16 protein-coding genes and 1 pseudogene are annotated in these 19,613 nt (G+C 59.0%); 12 read left to right on the top strand and 5 right to left on the bottom strand.

Annotation, left to right across the window (positions count from 1 at the left end; all coding sequences use genetic code 11):
• Positions 1–13: 13 nt before the first annotated feature.
• Together yagE and ACEPLT_RS02410 are read right to left on the bottom strand one after the other, a co-directional pair.
• The gene (yagE, locus tag ACEPLT_RS02415; RefSeq protein ID WP_059362821.1) at positions 14–922 is read right to left on the bottom strand and encodes a 2-keto-3-deoxygluconate aldolase; all 909 of its coding nucleotides are present in this window, start codon (positions 920–922) and stop codon (positions 14–16) included.
• A gap of 223 nt (positions 923–1,145) precedes the next feature.
• Positions 1,146–1,598, bottom strand: a complete 453-nt coding sequence (locus ACEPLT_RS02410) for a YhcH/YjgK/YiaL family protein (RefSeq protein ID WP_232928589.1) — start codon at positions 1,596–1,598, stop codon at positions 1,146–1,148.
• Between the two features lie 675 nt (positions 1,599–2,273).
• On the opposite strand from ACEPLT_RS02410, the gene arcA reads away from it, so the two are divergent.
• The 5 genes from arcA (at position 2,274) to ACEPLT_RS02385 (ending at position 7,458) form a co-directional block, all read left to right on the top strand.
• Complete coding sequence (gene arcA / locus ACEPLT_RS02405) at positions 2,274–3,494, top strand: arginine deiminase (protein ID WP_165557161.1); 1,221 nt, start codon at positions 2,274–2,276, stop codon at positions 3,492–3,494.
• A 10-nt stretch (positions 3,495–3,504) separates the two neighbouring features.
• Positions 3,505–4,416, top strand: coding sequence for a carbamate kinase (gene arcC / locus ACEPLT_RS02400; protein ID WP_032655171.1), 912 nt, complete (start codon positions 3,505–3,507; stop codon positions 4,414–4,416).
• Between the two features lie 26 nt (positions 4,417–4,442).
• Positions 4,443–5,447, top strand: a complete 1,005-nt coding sequence (argF, locus tag ACEPLT_RS02395; protein ID WP_232928591.1) for an ornithine carbamoyltransferase — start codon at positions 4,443–4,445, stop codon at positions 5,445–5,447.
• Between the two features lie 47 nt (positions 5,448–5,494).
• Positions 5,495–6,898: a YfcC family protein gene (locus ACEPLT_RS02390; RefSeq protein WP_008501387.1), complete on the top strand. Its 1,404-nt coding sequence runs from the start codon at positions 5,495–5,497 to the stop codon at positions 6,896–6,898.
• Positions 6,899–6,978: 80 nt separating this feature from the next.
• On the top strand, positions 6,979–7,458 hold the full coding sequence (locus tag ACEPLT_RS02385; protein WP_025912003.1) for an arginine repressor: 480 nt from the start codon (positions 6,979–6,981) through the stop codon (positions 7,456–7,458).
• 3 nt (positions 7,459–7,461) lie between these two features.
• Here the strand turns inward: ACEPLT_RS02385 and ACEPLT_RS02380 are convergent.
• Positions 7,462–7,579, bottom strand: a pseudogene (locus tag ACEPLT_RS02380) (hypothetical protein).
• Here ACEPLT_RS02380 and ACEPLT_RS02375 point away from each other — a divergent pair.
• The 4 genes from ACEPLT_RS02375 to ridA all read left to right on the top strand — a co-directional run bounded on the left by ACEPLT_RS02375 (position 7,559) and on the right by ridA (position 9,564).
• Positions 7,559–7,663, top strand: coding sequence for a pyrBI operon leader peptide (locus ACEPLT_RS02375; protein WP_022646880.1), 105 nt, complete (start codon positions 7,559–7,561; stop codon positions 7,661–7,663). The pseudogene ACEPLT_RS02380 and the gene ACEPLT_RS02375 overlap by 21 nt on opposite strands.
• A 34-nt stretch (positions 7,664–7,697) precedes the next feature.
• On the top strand, positions 7,698–8,630 hold the full coding sequence (gene pyrB, locus ACEPLT_RS02370) for an aspartate carbamoyltransferase (protein WP_023326589.1): 933 nt from the start codon (positions 7,698–7,700) through the stop codon (positions 8,628–8,630).
• Between the two features lie 12 nt (positions 8,631–8,642).
• A complete protein-coding gene (pyrI, locus tag ACEPLT_RS02365) occupies positions 8,643–9,104 on the top strand; it encodes an aspartate carbamoyltransferase regulatory subunit (RefSeq protein ID WP_008501390.1) in 462 nt (153 codons plus the stop codon).
• Positions 9,105–9,177: 73 nt separating this feature from the next.
• Positions 9,178–9,564, top strand: coding sequence for a 2-iminobutanoate/2-iminopropanoate deaminase (ridA, locus tag ACEPLT_RS02360; RefSeq protein ID WP_008501391.1), 387 nt, complete (start codon positions 9,178–9,180; stop codon positions 9,562–9,564).
• A gap of 51 nt (positions 9,565–9,615) precedes the next feature.
• On the opposite strand, the gene ACEPLT_RS02355 is transcribed toward ridA, so the two are convergent.
• Together ACEPLT_RS02355 and mgtA are read right to left on the bottom strand one after the other, a co-directional pair.
• Positions 9,616–12,000 carry a beta-N-acetylhexosaminidase gene (locus ACEPLT_RS02355; RefSeq protein WP_232928594.1) on the bottom strand — a complete coding sequence of 795 codons (2,385 nt, stop codon included), beginning with the start codon at positions 11,998–12,000 and terminating at the stop codon, positions 9,616–9,618.
• A gap of 199 nt (positions 12,001–12,199) precedes the next feature.
• Positions 12,200–14,908, bottom strand: a complete 2,709-nt coding sequence (gene mgtA / locus ACEPLT_RS02350; RefSeq protein ID WP_044597250.1) for a magnesium-translocating P-type ATPase — start codon at positions 14,906–14,908, stop codon at positions 12,200–12,202.
• 391 nt (positions 14,909–15,299) lie between these two features.
• Here mgtA and treR point away from each other — a divergent pair, with 391 nt between their 5' ends.
• From treR to treC, 3 genes are all read left to right on the top strand, one after another.
• A complete protein-coding gene (gene treR, locus ACEPLT_RS02345; protein ID WP_021240675.1) occupies positions 15,300–16,247 on the top strand; it encodes a trehalose operon repressor TreR in 948 nt (315 codons plus the stop codon).
• Between the two features lie 128 nt (positions 16,248–16,375).
• Positions 16,376–17,794, top strand: coding sequence for a PTS trehalose transporter subunit IIBC (treB, locus tag ACEPLT_RS02340; RefSeq protein WP_032664631.1), 1,419 nt, complete (start codon positions 16,376–16,378; stop codon positions 17,792–17,794).
• A gap of 51 nt (positions 17,795–17,845) precedes the next feature.
• Positions 17,846–19,489 carry an alpha,alpha-phosphotrehalase gene (gene treC, locus ACEPLT_RS02335; RefSeq protein ID WP_232928596.1) on the top strand — a complete coding sequence of 548 codons (1,644 nt, stop codon included), beginning with the start codon at positions 17,846–17,848 and terminating at the stop codon, positions 19,487–19,489.
• Positions 19,490–19,613 lie beyond the last annotated feature (124 nt).

Genomic DNA, 19,613 nt, shown 5'->3' with positions numbered 1-19,613 from the left:
GTTATCGTCCGGCTCAGCAGAGCTTGAGCTGTTGCAGCAGGGTTTTCAGCTGCGCCTTGCGCGGCTCGTCCAGCGCAGAGGCGGGCGGCAGCACGTGCGTGGAAATCGGGCGGCCGCAGAGCACAATCGCCTCTTTAATGACGTTCACAAACGGCGTATCCAGCTGATACATCTGCGGTATTTGCAGTAAGGTCTGATGATACTCAGCCGCTTTCGCCACGTCTTTATCCCGCCAGGCTTTCAGAAGATTCACCGACACCTGCGGGGCAAAGTTGCCGCTCGCCGAAATCGCCCCGTCGCCGCCGAGCAGCAAGGTATTAAACAGATGATCGTCGTAGCCGCACAGCACGGTGAAGTGTGGATGGGCACCTTTGACGGTGTGGATCATGCTGCGCAGGTGGGCGACGGAGTCGATGGTGTCTTTAATGCCGACGATGTTGCTGCGCGAATCGGCCAGGGTTTTCACCAGCGCCGGGGTCAGATCCTGTCCGGTCAGCGCCGGGAAGTTATAGAGCATCACCGGCAGCGTGACGCTGTCCGCCACCTGCTCGAAATAGCGGATCAGGTTCGCTTCCGACACTTTCCAGTAGTAAGGGTTGATCACCACGATGCCGTCCGCCCCTGCCTGCTGCGCGTGCTGGCTGAGCGCAATGGTTTCCCGGGCGTTGGTGCCGCCGGTGCCGATCAGGACCGGTACGCGACGATCGACATGATCGATAGCAAATTGGGCAATGGTTTTACGCTCTTCGGCGCCGAGCTGGGAAAACTCGCCGCCGCTGCCCAGGAAGAACAGGCCGTCAACGCCTGCTTTGATGAGATCGTCGATCAGCGCGGCGGTGCCCTGCTTATCGAGTTGGCCATCGGCAGTAAAAATGGTGGAGACAGGGGGAATGATTCCAGTAAACAACGCGGACTGCGGCATGAGATCTCCTTGCTGAATCATTTTGTTCTACATTATAGAACAGCGTTCATTAATTTAACGATCATACTATGACGCAGAAAAAGGAGAGGTAAATGGGAAGGGAAGAAGGAGTGCGGGAAATTTAAGCTGGATCACAAATTGGAAGGGGCGGCCTGATGCCCTCACCCTAACCCTCTCCCACAGGGAGAGGGAACTTTTACACCCTCTCCCCTTGGGAGAGGGGTTACTCTACAAGCATCTTCACCACCACTTTCCTGACCTTAGCAGGTGCCCCCACCGCGCACAGCGGCTTGTGCACCTCACCCGGCCAGAACACCACAAAATCCCCTTCGCTCAACACGACGGTTTTCTCCTGCTCGCCTTCCGGCAGGAACGCGATGTCTTTGTCCGTCAGCCAGTCGGTGTCCGGCGTGCCGGGCGGCAGGGTGCTGAAGGTCATCCCTTCCTGACCCTTCATCACGATCTGAATATCCAGATAGCGCGCGTGGTACTCGGCGCGGCGCTCGGCGAACGGCTGGGTCGTGTCTTCGGAGACCAGATAAAACAGGCTGTTGCCGTTGACGTCGTGCTTGCCGAGCGGCGTGGCGTCGGTGACGTGAGTTTTAACGTGCTCAATGGCCTGTCGCAGTTCGTCAGGCAGCCAGGAGTGCAGATGGTGGATGTTGCCGATAATCATCAGAATACCCTCAATATAAAACAACGTTTCATTTTTATCTTTTATACGAGAATCCCGACTGCCATACCAGTCCTTTTTAGGCGGGATTTGCGCGAGCGCATGTTTATCGGGAATGGTGTTAATTTGCTGTTAAGCCCTCGCAGGCATTTATGCAGTCATTATGCATATCTTCAGTTCTTCGTTATCACGGCCTTGCGCTAACTTACTGATCGTCATGCCTTAACAACAAAACTGGCTACCGCTTCACATTTTAGCACTTTGATAATTTGCTATTAAATTCAATAAATATTTATTGATTTTCCTTAAGCCAAAAATAGTTAATTAGCAATATTGCATAGTCATTCCACGAAAACCACAAAGACATTTAAAATCAATGGCTTAACAAAATATTTCAAAGCATTAAATTCTACAAAACACTAACAACTGCAAATAATGACAACGGATAGTGCTTAGCTATTCACCTCGCCAGAATAGCCAATTAATCATTATCTGATGCGAATCATGCTAATGAAAACAAACCGCATAATATCCATTTTCGCGTGAGCAACATCACAATACGGATTATTTAACTGCCTAGTATGAACCACGAAATCAATTGAGCTTAGCCGCCATGCAATTAAATACATGACATGGCGCATGCCCTTTTTATTCTGAAAAACAGTTAAAGGAATAATTATGGAAAAGCATTACGTCGGTTCTGAAATTGGTCAATTGCGTAGCGTTATGCTGCACCGCCCAAATTTAAGTCTGAAACGCTTAACGCCATCAAACTGTCAGGAGCTGCTATTTGATGACGTGCTCTCGGTTGAGCGGGCGGGTGAGGAGCATGACATCTTCGCCAACACGCTGCGCGAGCAGGGGGTGGAAGTCCTGCTGCTGACCGACCTGCTGACACAAACCCTTGATATCGCTGAGGCGAAAGCCTGGCTGCTGGAGACGCAAATCTCTGACTACCGCCTCGGCCCAACCTTTGCTGGCGACGTACGCGGCTGGCTGGCGGATATGCCGCACCGGGAACTGGCGCGCAGATTAAGCGGCGGATTAACCTACGGTGAAATTCCGGCAGCCATTAAAAATATGGTGGTGGATACCCACACGGCGAATGATTTTATTATGAAGCCACTGCCGAACCATTTATTTACCCGCGATACCTCCTGCTGGATCTATAACGGCGTCTCTATTAACCCAATGGCCAAACCGGCGCGTCAGCGTGAAACCAATAACCTGCGGGCAATATATCGCTGGCACCCGGCGTTCGCCGACGGCGATTTTATTAAGTATTTCGGCGACGAGAATATTAATTACGACCACGCCACCTTAGAAGGCGGTGACGTATTAGTGATTGGCCGCGGCGCGGTATTGATCGGCATGTCCGAACGCACGACGCCGCAGGGCGTGGAGTTTCTCGCCAACAGCCTGTTCAAACACCGTCAGGCCGAGCGCGTGATCGCCGTTGAGCTGCCAAAACACCGCTCCTGCATGCACCTCGACACCGTCATGACCCACATCGACGTGGATACCTTCTCCGTCTACCCGGAAGTGGTGCGCAAAGACGCCCAGTGCTGGACGCTCACCCCGGACGGACGCGGCGGCCTGCTGCGCACCCAGGAAACCGACCTGCTGCACGCCATCGAGAAAGCGCTCAGCATTAACCAGGTACGTCTGATCACCACCGGCGGCGACGCCTTTGAGGCCGAACGCGAGCAGTGGAACGACGCCAACAACGTCCTGACCATCCGCCCCGGCGTGGTGATCGGCTACGAGCGCAACGTCTGGACCAACGAGAAATACGACAAAGCGGGTATCACCGTGCTGCCCATCCCGGGCGACGAACTCGGACGCGGCCGCGGCGGCGCGCGCTGCATGAGCTGCCCGCTGGAACGCGACGGAATTTAAAGGAGCCATCATGGAACGAAAACCCACTCTGGTTGTGGCCCTGGGCGGCAACGCGCTGCTCAAGCGCGGCGAGCCGCTGGAAGCGGAGATCCAGCGCCAGAACATCGAGCAGGCCGCCCGCACCATCGCCGGCTTAACGGCGCAGTGGCGCGTGGTGCTGGTGCACGGCAACGGCCCGCAGGTCGGGCTGCTGGCGCTGCAGAACAGCGCCTACGACAAAGTCACGCCCTACCCGCTGGACGTTCTCGGCGCCGAAAGCCAGGGAATGATCGGCTACATGCTCCAGCAGGCGCTGAAAAACAGCCTGCCGCAGCGGGAGGTGAGCGTTCTGCTCACCCAGGTAGAAGTGGACGCCGCCGACCCGGCCTTCAGTAACCCGACCAAATACATCGGCCCGGTCTACAGCGAAGCCCAGGCAAAAGCGCTGGCCGCCGAGAAAGGCTGGGTGTTTAAGGCCGACGGCAGCTACGTCCGTCGCGTGGTGCCGTCGCCGCAGCCGAAGCGCATCGTCGAGAGCGACGCCATCACGGCGCTGATCCAGCGCGACCACCTGGTGATCTGCAACGGCGGCGGCGGGGTGCCGGTGGTGGAACAGGCCAACGGCTATCGCGGGATCGAGGCGGTAATCGATAAAGACCTCTCCGCCGCCCTGCTGGCGCGCCAGATCGAAGCCGATGCCCTGCTGATCCTGACCGATGCCGACGCGGTGTACCTCGACTGGGGCAAACCAACCCAGCGTCCGCTGGCGCAGGTAACGCCGGAGCTGCTCAGGGGCATGCAGTTCGACGCCGGATCGATGGGGCCGAAGGTGGCCGCCTGCCGCGAGTTCGTTGAAGCCTGCAATGGGATAGCCGGGATCGGCGCGCTGGCCGACGGCGCGGAGATCCTCGCGGGCGAGAAAGGCACGCTGATTCGTAACTGAACACTCATTTTAAAAAGGATTTAGCCATGACCATCAACCTGAAAAACCGCAACTTCCTCAAACTGCTGGACTATACCCCGGCGGAGATCCAGTACCTGATCGACCTCGCCATTGAGCTCAAGGCCGCCAAAAAAGCCGGACGCGAGAAGCAAACCCTGGTCGGGAAAAACATCGCCCTGATCTTTGAAAAAACCTCCACCCGCACCCGCTGCGCCTTCGAAGTGGGCGCGTTCGACCAGGGCGCGCAGGTGACCTACCTCGGCCCAAGCGGCTCGCAGATCGGTCACAAAGAGTCGATGAAAGACACCGCCCGCGTGCTGGGCCGCATGTACGACGGCATCGAATACCGCGGCTACGGCCAGGTCATCGTCGAAGAGCTGGGCGAGTACGCGGGCGTGCCGGTATGGAACGGCCTGACCGACGAGTTCCACCCAACGCAAATTCTCGCCGACCTGATGACCATGCTGGAGCACTCCCCGGGCAAAACCCTGCCGGAGCTGAGCTTTGCCTATCTCGGCGACGCGCGCAACAACATGGGGAACTCCCTGATGGTCGGCGCGGCCAAGATGGGGATGGATATCCGCCTCGTTGCGCCGAAATCCTTCTGGCCGGAAGCGGGACTGGTTGAGCAGTGCCGCGCCATTGCGAAAGAGACGGGCGCGCGCATCACCCTCACCGACGACGTGGAAGAAGGCGTGCAGGGGACCGATTTCCTCTACACCGACGTGTGGGTCTCTATGGGCGAGCCGAAGGAAGCCTGGGCCGAGCGCGTCAGCCTGATGAAGCCGTATCAGATTAACGCGCAGGTGATGAAGGCCACCGGCAACCCGAACGTCAAATTCATGCACTGCCTGCCGGCATTCCACAACGAGCACACGAAGGTGGGCCGCGAAATCGAGATGGCGTACGGGCTGAAGGGGCTGGAGGTGACGGAAGAGGTCTTCGAATCACCGAACTCCATCGTCTTCGACGAAGCAGAGAACCGCATGCACACCATTAAAGCGGTCATGGTGGCGACACTCGGCGACTAATCACCGCCCGGCGCGCCGCGGGGTGCGCCGGGTTTCAGGAGAACATCATGGGCAAGTTCAAGTTTCCCTCCGCTTACACCATTCTCTTTTTTCTGATTGCCGTCGTGGCCGTGCTGACGTGGATTGTCCCGGCCGGGCAGTACCATATGGCAATGAACGAGGCGCTCGGCAAAGACGTCCCCGTTGCAGGCACCTACGCGCACGTCGCGGCGCATCCGCAGGGGCTGGTTTCGGTGCTGATGGCGCCGATTGCCGGGCTGTACGATCCGGAATCCGGCCAGGCCGGGGCGATCGACGTGGCGCTGTTTATTCTGATCATCGGGGGATTCCTCGGGATCGTCACCAAAACCGGGGCGATTGACGCCGGGATCGAGCGGGTGACCACCCGGCTGCGCGGACGCGAGGAGTGGATGATCCCGATCCTGATGGCGCTGTTTGCCGCAGGCGGCACGATTTACGGTATGGCCGAAGAGTCACTGCCCTTCTATACCTTACTGGTGCCGGTGATGCTGGCCGCGCGGTTCGATCCGGTTGTCGCCGCCTCTACCGTGCTGCTCGGGGCGGGGATCGGCACCCTCGGCTCCACCATTAACCCGTTTGCCACGGTGATCGCCGCCAACGCCGCCGGGATCCCCTTCACCAACGGCATCGCCCTGCGCGTGGCGCTGCTGGTCATCGGCTGGATCATCTGCGTGGCGTGGGTGATGCGCTACGCCCGCAAGGTGCGTAAGGATCCCTCGCAGTCCATCGTTGCAGACAAGCAGGAAGAGAACCTCGCCCATTTCCTCGGCAACAAGGGCGAACAGTCCCTGGAATTCACCCCGGTGCGCAAAATCATCCTGGTGATTTTCGCTCTGGCCTTCGCGGTGATGATTTACGGCGTGGCGGTGCTGGGCTGGTGGATGGCGGAGATTTCAGCGGTATTTCTCGCCAGCGCGATCATCGTCGGCCTGATTGCCCGCATGAGCGAAGAGGAGCTGACGTCGACGTTTATCAACGGCGCGCGAGATTTGCTGGGCGTCGCGCTGATTATCGGCATCGCGCGCGGTATCGTAGTCATCATGGATAAGGGCATGATTACCCACACCATTTTGCACAGCGCGGAAGGGCTGGTCAGCGGGTTGTCCACGGTAGCGTTTATCAACGTGATGTACTGGCTGGAAGTCGTGCTGTCGTTTCTTGTGCCTTCTTCATCCGGCCTGGCCGTTCTGACGATGCCGATCATGGCGCCGCTTGCTGATTTCGCTAACGTCAACCGCGACCTGGTGGTTACGGCTTACCAGTCGGCCTCCGGCATCGTTAACCTCGTCACGCCGACCTCTGCGGTGGTTATGGGCGGGCTGGCTATCGCCCGGGTACCTTACGTGCGCTACCTGAAATGGGTGGCGCCGCTGCTGGCGATCCTGACGGTGGTGATTATGGTGGCGTTAAGTCTGGGGGCGTTGTTGTAATTTGCCGGATGGCGCTGCGCTTATCCGGCCTACGGATCGGTGCGGTGTCACCGGTTATTTCGGGAACTGATATGGGAAACATGATGGATTACGAAGAGTACTCTCCCAAAGAACAGCTGCAGCTCACGGTGTGCCAGCGTTTGATCGCCGAAAAGAGTTACCTTTCGCAGGAAGAGATTCGCCGCGACCTGCAGGAGAGAGGGTTTGACAGCATCAGCCAGTCGACCGTTTCGCGATTGCTGAAGTTGCTCGGAGTCATAAAAATTCGAAATGCCAAAGGGCTAAAGATTTATTCGTTGAATCCTCAACTGCGCCCTGCCCCCGACGCCGCGCGTACCGTTTCGGAAATGGTGGTCAGCGTTGAGCATAATAGCGAGTTTATCCTTGTCCACACCGTCGCCGGATATGGCCGCGCGGTGGCGCGTATTCTGGATTATCACCAGCTTCCGGAAATTTTAGGCGTGGTGGCCGGCAGCAGTATTGTCTGGGTCGCCCCCCGGGTGGTAAAGCGCACCGCGCTGGTGCATAAGCAAATTAATTATTTACTCAGAACGCATTAATATTCACAAAGAACCGTTTGCATTGAGTAAAGCGTGCATTAAATCGCTTGATCAGAAAAGCGAGCTGCGTATAATGCCCGACAATTTGCCGGGAGGAAGCATGGTCAAGCGTGTACGACATAACGTCTTACCGCGTCTGAAATCAGACGCTGGCCTGCCGTTTTTCTTCCCGTTGCTAAACCTATTCCCAGAGCCCCTCATTTGAGGGGCTTTTTTTTGCCCGGCGTCAGGAGATAAACATGAATCCGCTTTATCAAAAACACATCATTTCCATAAACGACCTCAGCCGCGAAGAGCTGGAACTGGTTCTGGAAACCGCGGCAAAACTGAAGGCCAATCCGCAACCGGAGCTGCTGAAGCACAAGGTGATTGCGAGCTGCTTCTTTGAAGCCTCGACCCGCACCCGCCTCTCCTTTGAGACCTCCATGCACCGCCTGGGCGCGAGCGTGGTGGGCTTCTCTGACAGCAGCAACACGTCGCTGGGTAAAAAAGGCGAGACCCTGGCGGATACCATTTCAGTGATCAGCACCTACGTCGACGCGATTGTGATGCGTCACCCGCAGGAGGGCGCGGCGCGCCTGGCAACCGAGTTTTCCGGCGGCATTCCGGTGCTGAACGCCGGTGACGGTGCCAACCAGCACCCAACGCAGACGCTGCTGGATCTGTTCACCATTCAGGAGACGCAGGGCACGCTTGAGAACCTGAACATCGCCATGGTTGGCGACCTGAAGTATGGCCGCACCGTCCACTCCCTGACCCAGGCGCTGGCGAAATTTAACGGCAACCGCTTCTACTTCATCGCCCCGGAGGCGCTGGCGATGCCGCAGTACATTCTCGACATGCTGGACGAGAAAGGCATTGCGTGGAGCCTGCATGCCAGCATCGAAGAGGTGATGAGCCACGTGGATATTCTGTACATGACCCGCGTGCAGAAAGAGCGTCTTGACCCGTCCGAATACGCCAACGTGAAGGCGCAGTTCGTGCTGCGCGCCAGCGACCTGGAAGGCGCGCGCGACAACATGAAGGTCCTGCATCCGCTGCCGCGCATCGATGAGATCACCACAGATGTGGATAAAACGCCGCACGCCTGGTACTTCCAGCAGGCCGGGAACGGCATCTTCGCTCGCCAGGCGTTACTGGCACTGGTTCTGAATCGCGAATTAGCTCTGTAAGGGGAGACGACCATGACACACGATAACAAACTCCAGGTTGAAGCCATCAAGCGTGGCACCGTGATTGACCATATCCCTGCGCAGGTGGGCTTTAAGCTGCTGACGCTGTTCAAACTGACCGAAACTGACCAGCGCATCACCATCGGCCTGAACCTGCCGTCGGGCGAGATGGGCCGCAAAGACCTGATCAAAATCGAGAACACCTTCCTGACCGACGAGCAGGTTAACCAGCTGTCGCTGTACGCGCCGGACGCCACCGTCAACCGCATCGACGAGTACGAAGTGGTCGGCAAATCCCGCCCGAGCCTGCCAGAACGTATCGAAAGCGTGCTGGTCTGCCCGAACAGCAACTGCATCAGTCACGCTGAACCGGTTTCCTCCAGTTTCGCAGTGAAAAAGCGCGCGAATGACATCGCGCTCAAATGCAAATACTGCGAAAAAGAGTTTTCTCATTATGTGGTGCTGGCCAACTAATTGAGGTTGGTAATGAAATCCCGGCTGTTATAATGGCCGGGAACATTCTTAACGCTGTAATTCTGGAGAAAACATGAGCAAAGTACTCGCGACGGAAAATGCACCAGCCGCTATCGGCCCTTACGTTCAGGGCGTTGATCTGGGCAGCATGATCATCACTTCAGGTCAGATCCCCGTGAACCCAAAAACCGGCGCGGTGCCGGAAGATGTCGCGGCGCAGGCGCGTCAGTCGCTGGAAAACGTGCAGGCTATCGTGGAATCTGCCGGTCTGAAAGTGGGTGATATCGTGAAAACCACCGTGTTCGTGAAGGATCTGAACGATTTCGCGACCGTTAACGCCACCTACGAAGCGTTCTTCACCGAGCATAACGCCACCTTCCCGGCGCGCTCCTGCGTGGAAGTGGCGCGTCTGCCAAAAGACGTGAAAATTGAAATCGAAGCGATTGCCGTTCGTCGCTAATTCGCTTTGGCGATGAAAAAAGGCAGCCCAGGCTGCCTTTTTTGTTGCTTGCTACTGATTCCGCGTGGCGCGCAGCAGCGTCTCCAGCGGGTACACCGCCGCAATCACCACTTCGTCCTGCACCTTCGCCGCGTTATCCAGCTCGCTCTGAATCGAGGCGATCTCTTTGTCATCCAGCGTGCCCTGACGCGCCACCAGGTCGGTGAGCCGCAGGCCAATCGAGGCCAGCTTATCCACCTCCTGGATCACCGGCTTCATCGCCTTCAGCTGATAGCTGTTTTCGCTTAAGGCCAGCGCGTCGCTGGTGTTGCTCTGCCAGCGGTTAAAGATGTGGCGCAGGGCGTCGGCGCTTTCCGTGTCTTCCGCATCGCTCACCAGACGGTCCGCCCATTTGTGCATCTGGCGCACGGTGGTGCTTTCGGCGTTCAGCGCATCCGCAAAGCGGTTGAGCGGCTCGAACTGATGGTAGTTTCCGGCCCGGAACTTCAGGTGCTGGCGGGTGTAATACTGAGCCGGTTCAATCGCCTGCGCGAGGACCTGCAGCGGCAGGGTGTCGGCATTACCGGCGAGGCGCGTGAACTGCACCTGCTGCTGGGTATGCTGCTGCAGCCCGACCGACACCGTCGACCAGCTGTCCATCGCCTGCAGGCGGGTGTACATGTTGTCGACGTCGTTGACGTCCTGCGCGGACCAGAGCCGCTCCGCCACCGCAAACGTACGTGGCCACAGGCGAATATCCAGCACCGGCGCCACCACGTTTTCCGCCCACAGCGCCGCTTCGCCGCCGAGCAGGTTGGACTGGTTCGCCACGTCCGGCACGACGGGCGGAACGCCTTTCGGCACGTCGTCCAGACGCGTGCCGCTAATCGGGTAGCGCGTATTCCCGACGAGGAAATAACCGGAGAGTTTGTCGTTATCAACGGTGACAACCGGGCGCGTTTCGCCCATCCAGGTATCGACGGTGAAGGTCACCTGATTGTCATCCCGCCATTCAATATCCTGCACCGCGCGGCGGGATTTCCCGGCAAAATCAATAAACCCGCGCCAGCCGGCATCCCCTTTCACCAGCGTGAAGCTCCCCTCCACCGGCTTGCCCTTCAGGCGCGGCATGGAGAAGGCCCAGCTCTGGGCGCTGTCGGTGTCCGCTATCACGTCCACGCCGTTTAACCCCTGCGGGACGATCTCGTTGCGGTAGTGATAGGCGGTGGACTGGGGCTGGTCGAGATAAAAGCCGGTCGACAGAATGCCCCTGTAGCCGTTCTGCGCCACCTGCCCCAGCGCGTCCTGGCCCTGCCAGGACTGGATCAGAATGCTTTTCGGCAGATCGGGATGGTAGATCTCATCCCAGCCGACCATCTGGCGGTGATGCTTCTCGAGGATCGTTTCCAGCCTGCGGTTGAAGTACGCCTGCAGCGCGTGGCTGTCCGCCAGCCTATTGTCGCGCATAAACTGCTGGATAGCCGGGTTCGCTTTCCACTGGCTGTCGTCCACTTCGTCGCCGCCGATGTGCAGATACGGATCGGGGAAGATCGCCACCAGTTCGCTGACCATCGCGTCAGCAAAAGCGTATGTTGCCTCTTTGGTGGGATCGAGAACCGGCTTCAGCACGCCCCAGTGGCGTTCCATGGCGTACGGTCCCGGGGCGCTCATCAGCTCCGGGTAGGCCACGGCAATCGCCGAGGCGTGGCCCGGCATGTCGATCTCCGGCACCACGCGAATGCCGCGCTCGGCGGCGTAACGCACCACCTCGCGCATCTGCTCAGGCGTGTAGAACAGCCCGTCGCTGGCAAGCTGGGTTAATTTTGGATAACGCTTCGAGCTGAAGCGCCAGCCCTGGTCGTCGGTCAAATGCCAGTGCAGCACGTTGAGCTTCGCCGCGGCCATGCCGTCGATCTGGCGTTTGATATCCGGCAGCGGGAGAAAGTGGCGTGCCGAATCGAGCAGCAGCCCGCGCCACGGGAAGCGCGGTGAATCTTCAATGGTCACCCACGGGATCGAGGTGTTTTCCGCTCCGTTCTGCACCAGCTGGAGCAAAGTTTCCATGGCGCGCAAGGCACCGAAGCGGGTGTTGGCGGAGATGTTCACGCCGTTGGCGTCCACCGTGAGCTTATAGCTTTCATCGCTGTCCGGCAGCGGCTGCGGCTTCACCTTTTTAGCGATGGCGATGCGGATAGTTGGTTTGTCTGGCTTTTCAGCCTGAGGCTGCAGCGTCCAGCCGGTTTGCAGGGCGATGCGCTGGCGCAGTCGGTTGACGGCGTCACCGAGATCGTCCCCGCTGACGCTTACAGAAACGTTGTTGCTAAGCACCAGTGCGCCCTGGGTCGTCGGGCGTTCGACCTTCGCAGGCCAGGGCATTAAGGGGAGATCCCCTGCCGGGGCGGCAAAGGCAGAGGCGCCGAGCATCAGCCCGGCGGTTAAGAGGCTGTACCGTAACATGAATGTTCCTTATCTGACGGGCCAAATAAAGGCAAAACATTCTGTTAACATGCGCTCAATTTGTCGTCAAGCGAATGCGCCGACGGAGATCACAGGTTGTTGAATTTGGGAGGAAAGCTATTGCCGGGTGGCGGCTTCGCCTTACCCGGCCTACGTTCGGATCGTAGGCCCGGTAAGCGCAGCGCCACCGGGCTTGCCGTTACTGCCACCCATACCGACGCGCATAAAACCCTTTCACCATCTGGGTCAGCACCATATAACCGGCGAGGATCGCCACCAGCCACGGGAAGTAGCTCAGCGGCAGCGCCTGCAGCTGCAGGTAGCTTGCCAGCGGTGAGAACGGCAGCGCGATGCCGAGCGCCATCACAATCCCCGTCATCATAATCAGCGGCCACGCGGCACGGCTCTGGATAAACGGAATGCGGCGCGTGCGGATCATATGCACAATCAGCGTCTGGGACAGCAGACCTACCACGAACCAGCCGGACTGGAACAGCGTCTGGTGTTCCGGGGTGTTGGCGTGGAACACAAACCACATCAGGCAGAAGGTCAGGATGTCGAAGATGGAGCTGATCGGGCCAAAGAACAGCATAAAGCGCCCAAGATCTGCCGGGTTCCAGTGCTGCGGCTTCTGGATCTGCTCGTCGTCCACGTTATCAAACGGGATCGCCACCTGAGACACGTCGTACATCAGGTTCTGGATCAGCAGGTGCAGCGGCAGCATCGGCAGGAACGGCAGAAACGCGCTCGCCACCAGCACGCTGAAGACGTTACCGAAGTTGGAGCTGGCGGTCATCTTGATGTACTTGAGCATATTGGCAAAGGTACGGCGCCCTTCAATCACGCCCTCCTCCAGCACCATCAGGCTCTTTTCCAGCAGAATGATATCCGCCGCTTCGCGGGCAATATCCACCGCCCCGTCTACGGAGATACCGATATCCGCCGCACGCAGGGCGGGCGCGTCGTTGATGCCGTCGCCCATGAAGCCCACCACGTGCCCTTCGCGCTTAAGCAGGGTAACGATGCGCTCTTTGTGCATCGGCGTCAGGCGGGCAAAAAGCGTGGTGCGCTGGGCCAGCTTCGCCAGCTCGTCATCGGAGAGATGTTCAATATCGCTCCCCACCACCACGTCGCCCGCGTCCAGCCCCACCTCGTGGCACACTTTGGCCGCCACCAGCTCGCTGTCGCCGGTGAGGATTTTCACGGTAATACCGCTCGCCTTCAGCGCCTTCAGCGCCGGGGCGGTGGTCTCTTTCGGCGGATCGAGGAAGGCGATGTAGCCCTCGAGGATCAGATCGGATTCGTCGATACGCTGATAGTCCCCCTCACGCGCGGGCAGGAACTTGCTCGCCACCGCCACCACGCGCAGCCCCTGACGGTTGAGGTTGTCGGTGACGCGCTTGATGCGGCGCAGCATGGTGTCGTCCAGCGGCACGATGTCGCCGTTATAGCGTACCTGCGTCGACACGTTGAGGATCTCCTGCAGCGCCCCTTTGCAGATCAGCTGATGCACGTTCGGCTGCTCGCTCACCACCACCGACATACGGCGGCGCTCGAAGTCGAACGGGATCTCATCCACCTTCTGCCAGCGGCCGGAGAGCGTGCGGGCGGCCTCCTCGTCCACGCCTTCCAGCACGGCGACGTCGAGCAGGTTTTTCAGCCCGGTCTGGTAGTGGCTGTTCAGCCACGCGCTGTGCAGCACGCGCTCGCTGGTTTTGCCGGAAATGTCGGTGTGGTTCTCCAGCACGATTTTGTCCTGCGTCAGGGTGCCGGTTTTATCGGTGCAGAGAATGTCCATCGCGCCAAAGTTCTGGATGGCGTCGAGGTGTTTGACGATCACCTTCTGTTTAGAGAGCTTCACCGCCCCGCGCGCCAGCGTAGAGGTGACAATCATCGGCAGCATTTCCGGCGTTAAGCCGACCGCTACGGAGAGCGCGAACAGCGCCGCCTCCCACCAGTCGCCTTTGGTGTAGCCGTTGATCAGCAGCACGATTGGCGTCATCACCATCATAAAGCGGATCAGCAGCATGCTGACGCGGCCAATCCCTTTCTGGAAGGCATTCGGCTCGCTCTCCTGCTCGCTGACGCGCCCGGCAAGCTGACCAAACCAGGTGTTGCCCCCGGTGGCGGTGACAATCGCCTGCGCGGTGCCGCTGACGACCGTGGTCCCCATAAAGCAGAGGGTGTCGCACTCGAGCGGGTTCATCTGCTGCGGGTCGCGGCTGCGCGCCACCTTCTCAACGGGCAGGGATTCGCCGGTCAGGGAAGCCTGCGCCACAAACAGATCGCGCGCCTGGATGATGCGTAAATCCGCCGGGATCATGTCCCCCGCGGCCAGCTTCACCAGATCGCCCGGCACCAGCTGGTCGATAGGCAATTCCACCCAGGCGTTTTCGCCGAGATCGTTGATCACGCGCGAGACGGTCGCGGTGTTGCTGACCATCGCCTTCAGGGCGTCCGCCGCTTTGGTGGAGCGGGCCTCCTGAATAAAGTTCAGCAGCGTGGAGATGCCCACCATCAGGGCAATCACCCCTGCGGCAAACAGATCTTCCGTCGCGTAGGAGATGAGGCCGAGCACGGTCAGCAGCAGGTTGAACGGGTTGCGGTAGCAGAGCCACAGATGCACCCACCACGGAGACGGCTTTTGCGCCGGAATGAGGTTATCGCCATGCACGGCGCGGATTTTTTCCACTTCTGCCGCGTTCAGCCCTTCCGGGTGTCCGCCAAAGGCGCGCCAGACTTCGTTTTCATCCATCGCCGCCACGTTCAGGCAGCGTTCGGTCAGGGACGCGGGGATCGCCGCCCCCGCCATGTTTTTGGCGTTTGGCAGCGGGTCGCGCTGAACAAGACGGTGTGGCAGGTGGCGGCTCAGCAGGGCCTGCAGCTGCCGGGTGATATTTTTAAACATCGTCATTCCTCCGCATCCGCAAAGGCGGACGCAGCATTTCCTTCAGGCGTGGCAAAGCCGTACCTGAGAGGCACTCAATTTTTCAAGCAGGAACGTTTGGGACGCTGCTGCCTCACATCACCGGTGAGTCAGCAACAGGCTGGCTTACCGGAAAGAACGCATTCTCCCGTTCAGGAGAGGTGTGGGATCGGGATCCATGAAGCCTCCGGTAAGTAAAAAGTAGGGTGTCGCCGCGCAGTATAAGGATTTAAGCGTACCCTTTTTGATGATTCGGGCGGTATTATACCCCCCTGCAAATAAACCGAACGTAAACCAGATTTAGCCCATAGCGAAATCGCGCTATAGCATTAGGCTCAATATATTACATTGTCGTTGTTACAGGGAATACAGCATGCAGAACCGCCTTACGATTAAAGACATCGCGCGTTTAAGCGGCGTGGGGAAATCGACCGTCTCACGCGTGCTGAACAACGAAAGCGGCGTCAGCGAACGCACCCGCGAGCGCGTTGAGGCGGTCATGAATCAGCACGGCTTTTCCCCTTCCCGCTCCGCGCGCGCCATGCGCGGGCAGAGTGACAAAGTGGTCGCCATCATTGTCTCGCGTCTGGATTCTCTGTCTGAAAACCTCGCCGTGCAGACCATGCTGCCCGCCTTCTACGAGCAGGGATATGACCCGATCATGATGGAGAGCCAGTTCTCGCCCCAGCTGGTAGAAGAGCATCTGGGGATGCTCCAGCGGCGCAACATTGACGGCGTGGTGCTGTTCGGTTTTACCGGCATCAAAGACGAGATGCTAAAACCCTGGCAACCGTCGCTGGTGCTGCTGGCGCGCGATGCCCACGGTTTTGCCTCCGTCTGCTATGACGACGAGGGCGCGATTATCACCCTGATGCAGCGCCTGTTTGACGAAGGCCATCGCCACATCAGCTTCCTCGGCGTACCGCACGCGGACGTTACCACCGGCAAGCGACGCCATGAGGCCTATCTGGCGTTTTGCAAAAAGCACAACCTCTCCGCCGTGGCCTCCCTGCCGGGGCTGGGCATGAAGCAGGGCTACGAGCAGGTCGCCAGCGTCCTGACGCCGCAGACCACCGCGCTGGTGTGCGCCACGGATACGCTGGCGCTGGGCGCGAGTAAATATCTGCAGGAGCAGCGTATCGACGGTCTGCAGGTGGCGAGCGTCGGCAGCACGCCGCTGATGAAGTTTTTGCACCCGGAGATCATCACCGTCGATCCGGGCTACGCTGAGTCCGGCAGACAGGCCGCCGCGCAGCTGATCGAGCAGATCAACGGGCGCGCAGAGCCACGTCAGATCGTTATTCCTGCCCACCTTTCATAACCCCCACCAATCGGTTTATTGTGATCTTCGCCCGATTTCGGGAACGTTCCCATTTTCGCCGTCACGCTGAAGGAGTAGGCTTGCGCTCAGGTCATTACACCCCTCACCATCTGTCATGAGGTTTCATGATGAGTAAAGTCAAACAAGCAGATATTGATCAGCTGATCGTCCTGGTCGGCGGCCGCGAAAACATCGCAACCGTCAGCCATTGCATTACCCGCCTGCGCTTCGTGCTGAACGATCCGGCCAAAGCGAACCCGAAGGCGATTGAAGAGCTGAAAATGGTAAAAGGCTGCTTCACCAACGCCGGTCAGTTCCAGGTGGTGATTGGTACCGAAGTGGGCGATTACTATCAGGCTCTGCTGGCGACCACCGGGCACAGCGCGGCGGATAAAGAGCAGGCCAAGAAGGCTGCGCGCCAGAATATGAAGTGGCACGAGCAGCTGATTTCCCACTTCGCGGAGATCTTCTTCCCGCTGCTGCCGGCGCTGATCAGCGGAGGCCTGATTTTAGGCTTCCGTAACGTCATCGGCGACGTGCCGATGAGCGACGGCAAGACCCTGGCGCAGATGTACCCGGCGCTGAAAACCGTGTACGACTTCCTGTGGCTGATTGGCGAAGCGATCTTCTTCTATCTACCGGTCGGGATTTGCTGGTCCGCAGTGCGCAAGATGGGCGGTACGCCGATCCTCGGTATTGTACTCGGCGTCACGCTGGTCTCTCCGCAGTTAATGAACGCTTACTTACTTGGTCAACAGGTGCCGGAGGTGTGGAACTTTGGCCTGTTTACCATCGCCAAAGTGGGCTATCAGGCGCAGGTCATTCCGGCCCTGCTGGCGGGCCTGGCGCTGGGCTTTATTGAAACGCGCCTGAAGCGCATCGTGCCGGACTACCTTTATCTGGTGGTGGTGCCGGTGTGCTCGCTGATTCTGGCGGTCTTCCTGGCGCACGCCTTTATCGGTCCGTTTGGCCGCATGATTGGCGACGGCGTGGCCTTCGCGGTGCGTCACCTGATGACCGGCAGCTTCGCCCCGATTGGCGCCGCGCTGTTTGGCTTCCTGTATGCCCCGCTGGTGATCACCGGCGTGCACCAGACCACGCTGGCAATTGATATGCAGATGATCCAGAGCCTCGGCGGCACGCCGGTCTGGCCGATTATCGCCCTGTCTAACATTGCCCAGGCGTCCGCGGTGACCGGCATCATTATCGTCAGCCGCAAGCACAACGAACGCGAGATCTCCGTTCCGGCGGCCATCTCCGCCTACCTCGGCGTCACCGAACCGGCAATGTACGGTATCAACCTGAAATACCGCTTCCCGATGCTCTGCGCGATGATCGGTTCCGGTCTGGCAGGCCTGGTATGTGGACTGAACGGCGTGATGGCGAACGGGATTGGCGTCGGCGGCTTACCGGGCATCCTCTCCATCCAGCCCGCTTATTGGCAGGTGTTTGCCCTGGCAATGGCCATCGCCATTATCGTCCCAATGGCGCTCACCACCGTGGTTTACCAGCGTAAGTTCCGTCAGGGCTCGCTGCAGATTGTTTAACTTCATCTTTCGGGGCGCAGTTGCGCCCCTTCGCATTTGCAGGAACGCATTATGAATACCCTTCCTCACTGGTGGCAAAACGGCGTTATCTACCAGATTTACCCCAAGAGTTTCCAGGACACCACCGGCAGCGGCACCGGCGATTTACGCGGCGTGACGCAGCGTCTGGACTACCTGAAAACCCTCGGCATCGACGCCATCTGGCTGACGCCGTTTTATATCTCCCCGCAGGTGGACAACGGCTACGACGTGGCGAACTACACCGCCATCGATCCGGCCTACGGCACGCTGGATGATTTCGACGAGCTGGTCGCTGAGGCGCACGCGCGCGGCATTCGCATCGTGCTGGACATGGTGTTTAACCACACCTCCACGCAGCACGCCTGGTTCCGCGAGTCGCTGAACAAAGCGAGCCCGTACCGCCAGTTCTACATCTGGCGAGACGGCACGCCGGAGCAGTTGCCCAACAACTGGCGCTCCAAGTTTGGCGGCAACGCCTGGCGCTGGCACGCGGAGAGCGAACAGTATTACCTGCACCTGTTCGCCCCGGAGCAGGCGGATCTCAACTGGGAGAATCCGGCCGTGCGCGCCGAGCTGAAAAAGGTGTGCGAGTTCTGGGCCGATCGCGGCGTCGACGGCCTGCGTCTGGATGTCATTAACCTGATTTCGAAAGATCAGGATTTCCCGAATGACGAGACGGGTGACGGTCGCCGCTTCTACACTGACGGGCCGCGCATCCATGAATATCTGCAGGAGATGAGCCGCGACGTCTTTACCCCGCGCAACCTGATGACGGTAGGCGAGATGTCCTCGACCTCGCTGGAGAACTGCCAGCAGTATGCGTCTCTCGACGGGCGCGAGCTGTCGATGACCTTTAACTTCCATCATCTGAAGGTGGATTACCCCGGCGGCGAAAAGTGGACGCTGGCGAAGCCGGACTTCGTGGCGCTAAAAACCCTCTTCCGCCACTGGCAGCAGGGGATGCACAACAAAGCCTGGAATGCGCTGTTCTGGTGTAACCACGATCAGCCGCGCATCGTGTCGCGCTTCGGTGACGAAGGAGAATACCGGGTTCACGCCGCGAAAATGCTCGGCATGGTGCTGCACGGGATGCAGGGCACGCCGTATATCTATCAGGGTGAAGAGCTTGGCATGACCAACCCGCACTTCAGCCGCATCACCGATTACCGCGACGTGGAAAGTCTGAACATGTTCGCCGAACTGCGCGCCAGCGGCCGCGAGCCGGATGAATTACTGGCGATTCTGGCGAGTAAATCCCGCGACAACGGGCGAACCCCAATGCAGTGGGACGCGTCGCACAACGCGGGCTTTACCGAGGGCGAGCCGTGGATTGGGGTCTGCGATAACTACGAAACCGTGAACGCCCGCGCGGCGCTGGACGATGCGGATTCGGTGTTCTACACCTACCAGTCGCTGATTCGCCTGCGCAAAACCCTGCCGGTGCTGACGTGGGGGGATTATGAGGATCTCCTGCCGGAACACCCTTCCCTGTGGTGCTATCGCCGCCAGTGGCAGGGGCAGACGCTGATGGTGGTGGCGAACCTGAGTCATACGCCGCAGGAATGGCAGACAGAGGCTCTCAGCGATAAGTCGCAGGTGCTGATGAGTAACTACCCGGCACCGCAAACGACGTCGCTGCGTCCGTTTGAAGCCGTCTGGTGGTTGCAGCAGTAACTTTCCCTGCCGGGTGCGGCTCAGCACCCGGCTTACTTTACTGTTTTTGTTGAATAATTAATCAGATTTTTCTCGCCCGCCTTTACAATCGCTGAAGCGCCCGTCGTTTGTACTCTCGTCTTTT

This window comes from Enterobacter sp. fkY84-1 (genome assembly GCF_052974705.1).
Note: the sequence above shows the minus strand (reverse complement) of the source record. Positions and strands in the feature narration are given on the sequence as shown.

Coding starts and splice junctions, on each gene's coding strand:
- arcC (WP_032655171.1), top strand. CDS start 3,505: ATGGAACGAAAACCCACTCTGGTTGTGGCCCTGGGCGGCAACGCGCTG.
- pyrI (WP_008501390.1), top strand. CDS start 8,643: ATGACACACGATAACAAACTCCAGGTTGAAGCCATCAAGCGTGGCACC.
- ACEPLT_RS02375 (WP_022646880.1), top strand. CDS start 7,559: ATGGTCAAGCGTGTACGACATAACGTCTTACCGCGTCTGAAATCAGAC.
- treB (WP_032664631.1), top strand. CDS start 16,376: ATGAGTAAAGTCAAACAAGCAGATATTGATCAGCTGATCGTCCTGGTC.
- ACEPLT_RS02355 (WP_232928594.1), bottom strand. CDS start 12,000: ATGTTACGGTACAGCCTCTTAACCGCCGGGCTGATGCTCGGCGCCTCT.
- mgtA (WP_044597250.1), bottom strand. CDS start 14,908: ATGTTTAAAAATATCACCCGGCAGCTGCAGGCCCTGCTGAGCCGCCAC.
- argF (WP_232928591.1), top strand. CDS start 4,443: ATGACCATCAACCTGAAAAACCGCAACTTCCTCAAACTGCTGGACTAT.
- treR (WP_021240675.1), top strand. CDS start 15,300: ATGCAGAACCGCCTTACGATTAAAGACATCGCGCGTTTAAGCGGCGTG.
- yagE (WP_059362821.1), bottom strand. CDS start 922: ATGCCGCAGTCCGCGTTGTTTACTGGAATCATTCCCCCTGTCTCCACC.
- ACEPLT_RS02385 (WP_025912003.1), top strand. CDS start 6,979: ATGATGGATTACGAAGAGTACTCTCCCAAAGAACAGCTGCAGCTCACG.
- ACEPLT_RS02390 (WP_008501387.1), top strand. CDS start 5,495: ATGGGCAAGTTCAAGTTTCCCTCCGCTTACACCATTCTCTTTTTTCTG.
- treC (WP_232928596.1), top strand. CDS start 17,846: ATGAATACCCTTCCTCACTGGTGGCAAAACGGCGTTATCTACCAGATT.
- ridA (WP_008501391.1), top strand. CDS start 9,178: ATGAGCAAAGTACTCGCGACGGAAAATGCACCAGCCGCTATCGGCCCT.
- pyrB (WP_023326589.1), top strand. CDS start 7,698: ATGAATCCGCTTTATCAAAAACACATCATTTCCATAAACGACCTCAGC.
- arcA (WP_165557161.1), top strand. CDS start 2,274: ATGGAAAAGCATTACGTCGGTTCTGAAATTGGTCAATTGCGTAGCGTT.
- ACEPLT_RS02410 (WP_232928589.1), bottom strand. CDS start 1,598: ATGATTATCGGCAACATCCACCATCTGCACTCCTGGCTGCCTGACGAA.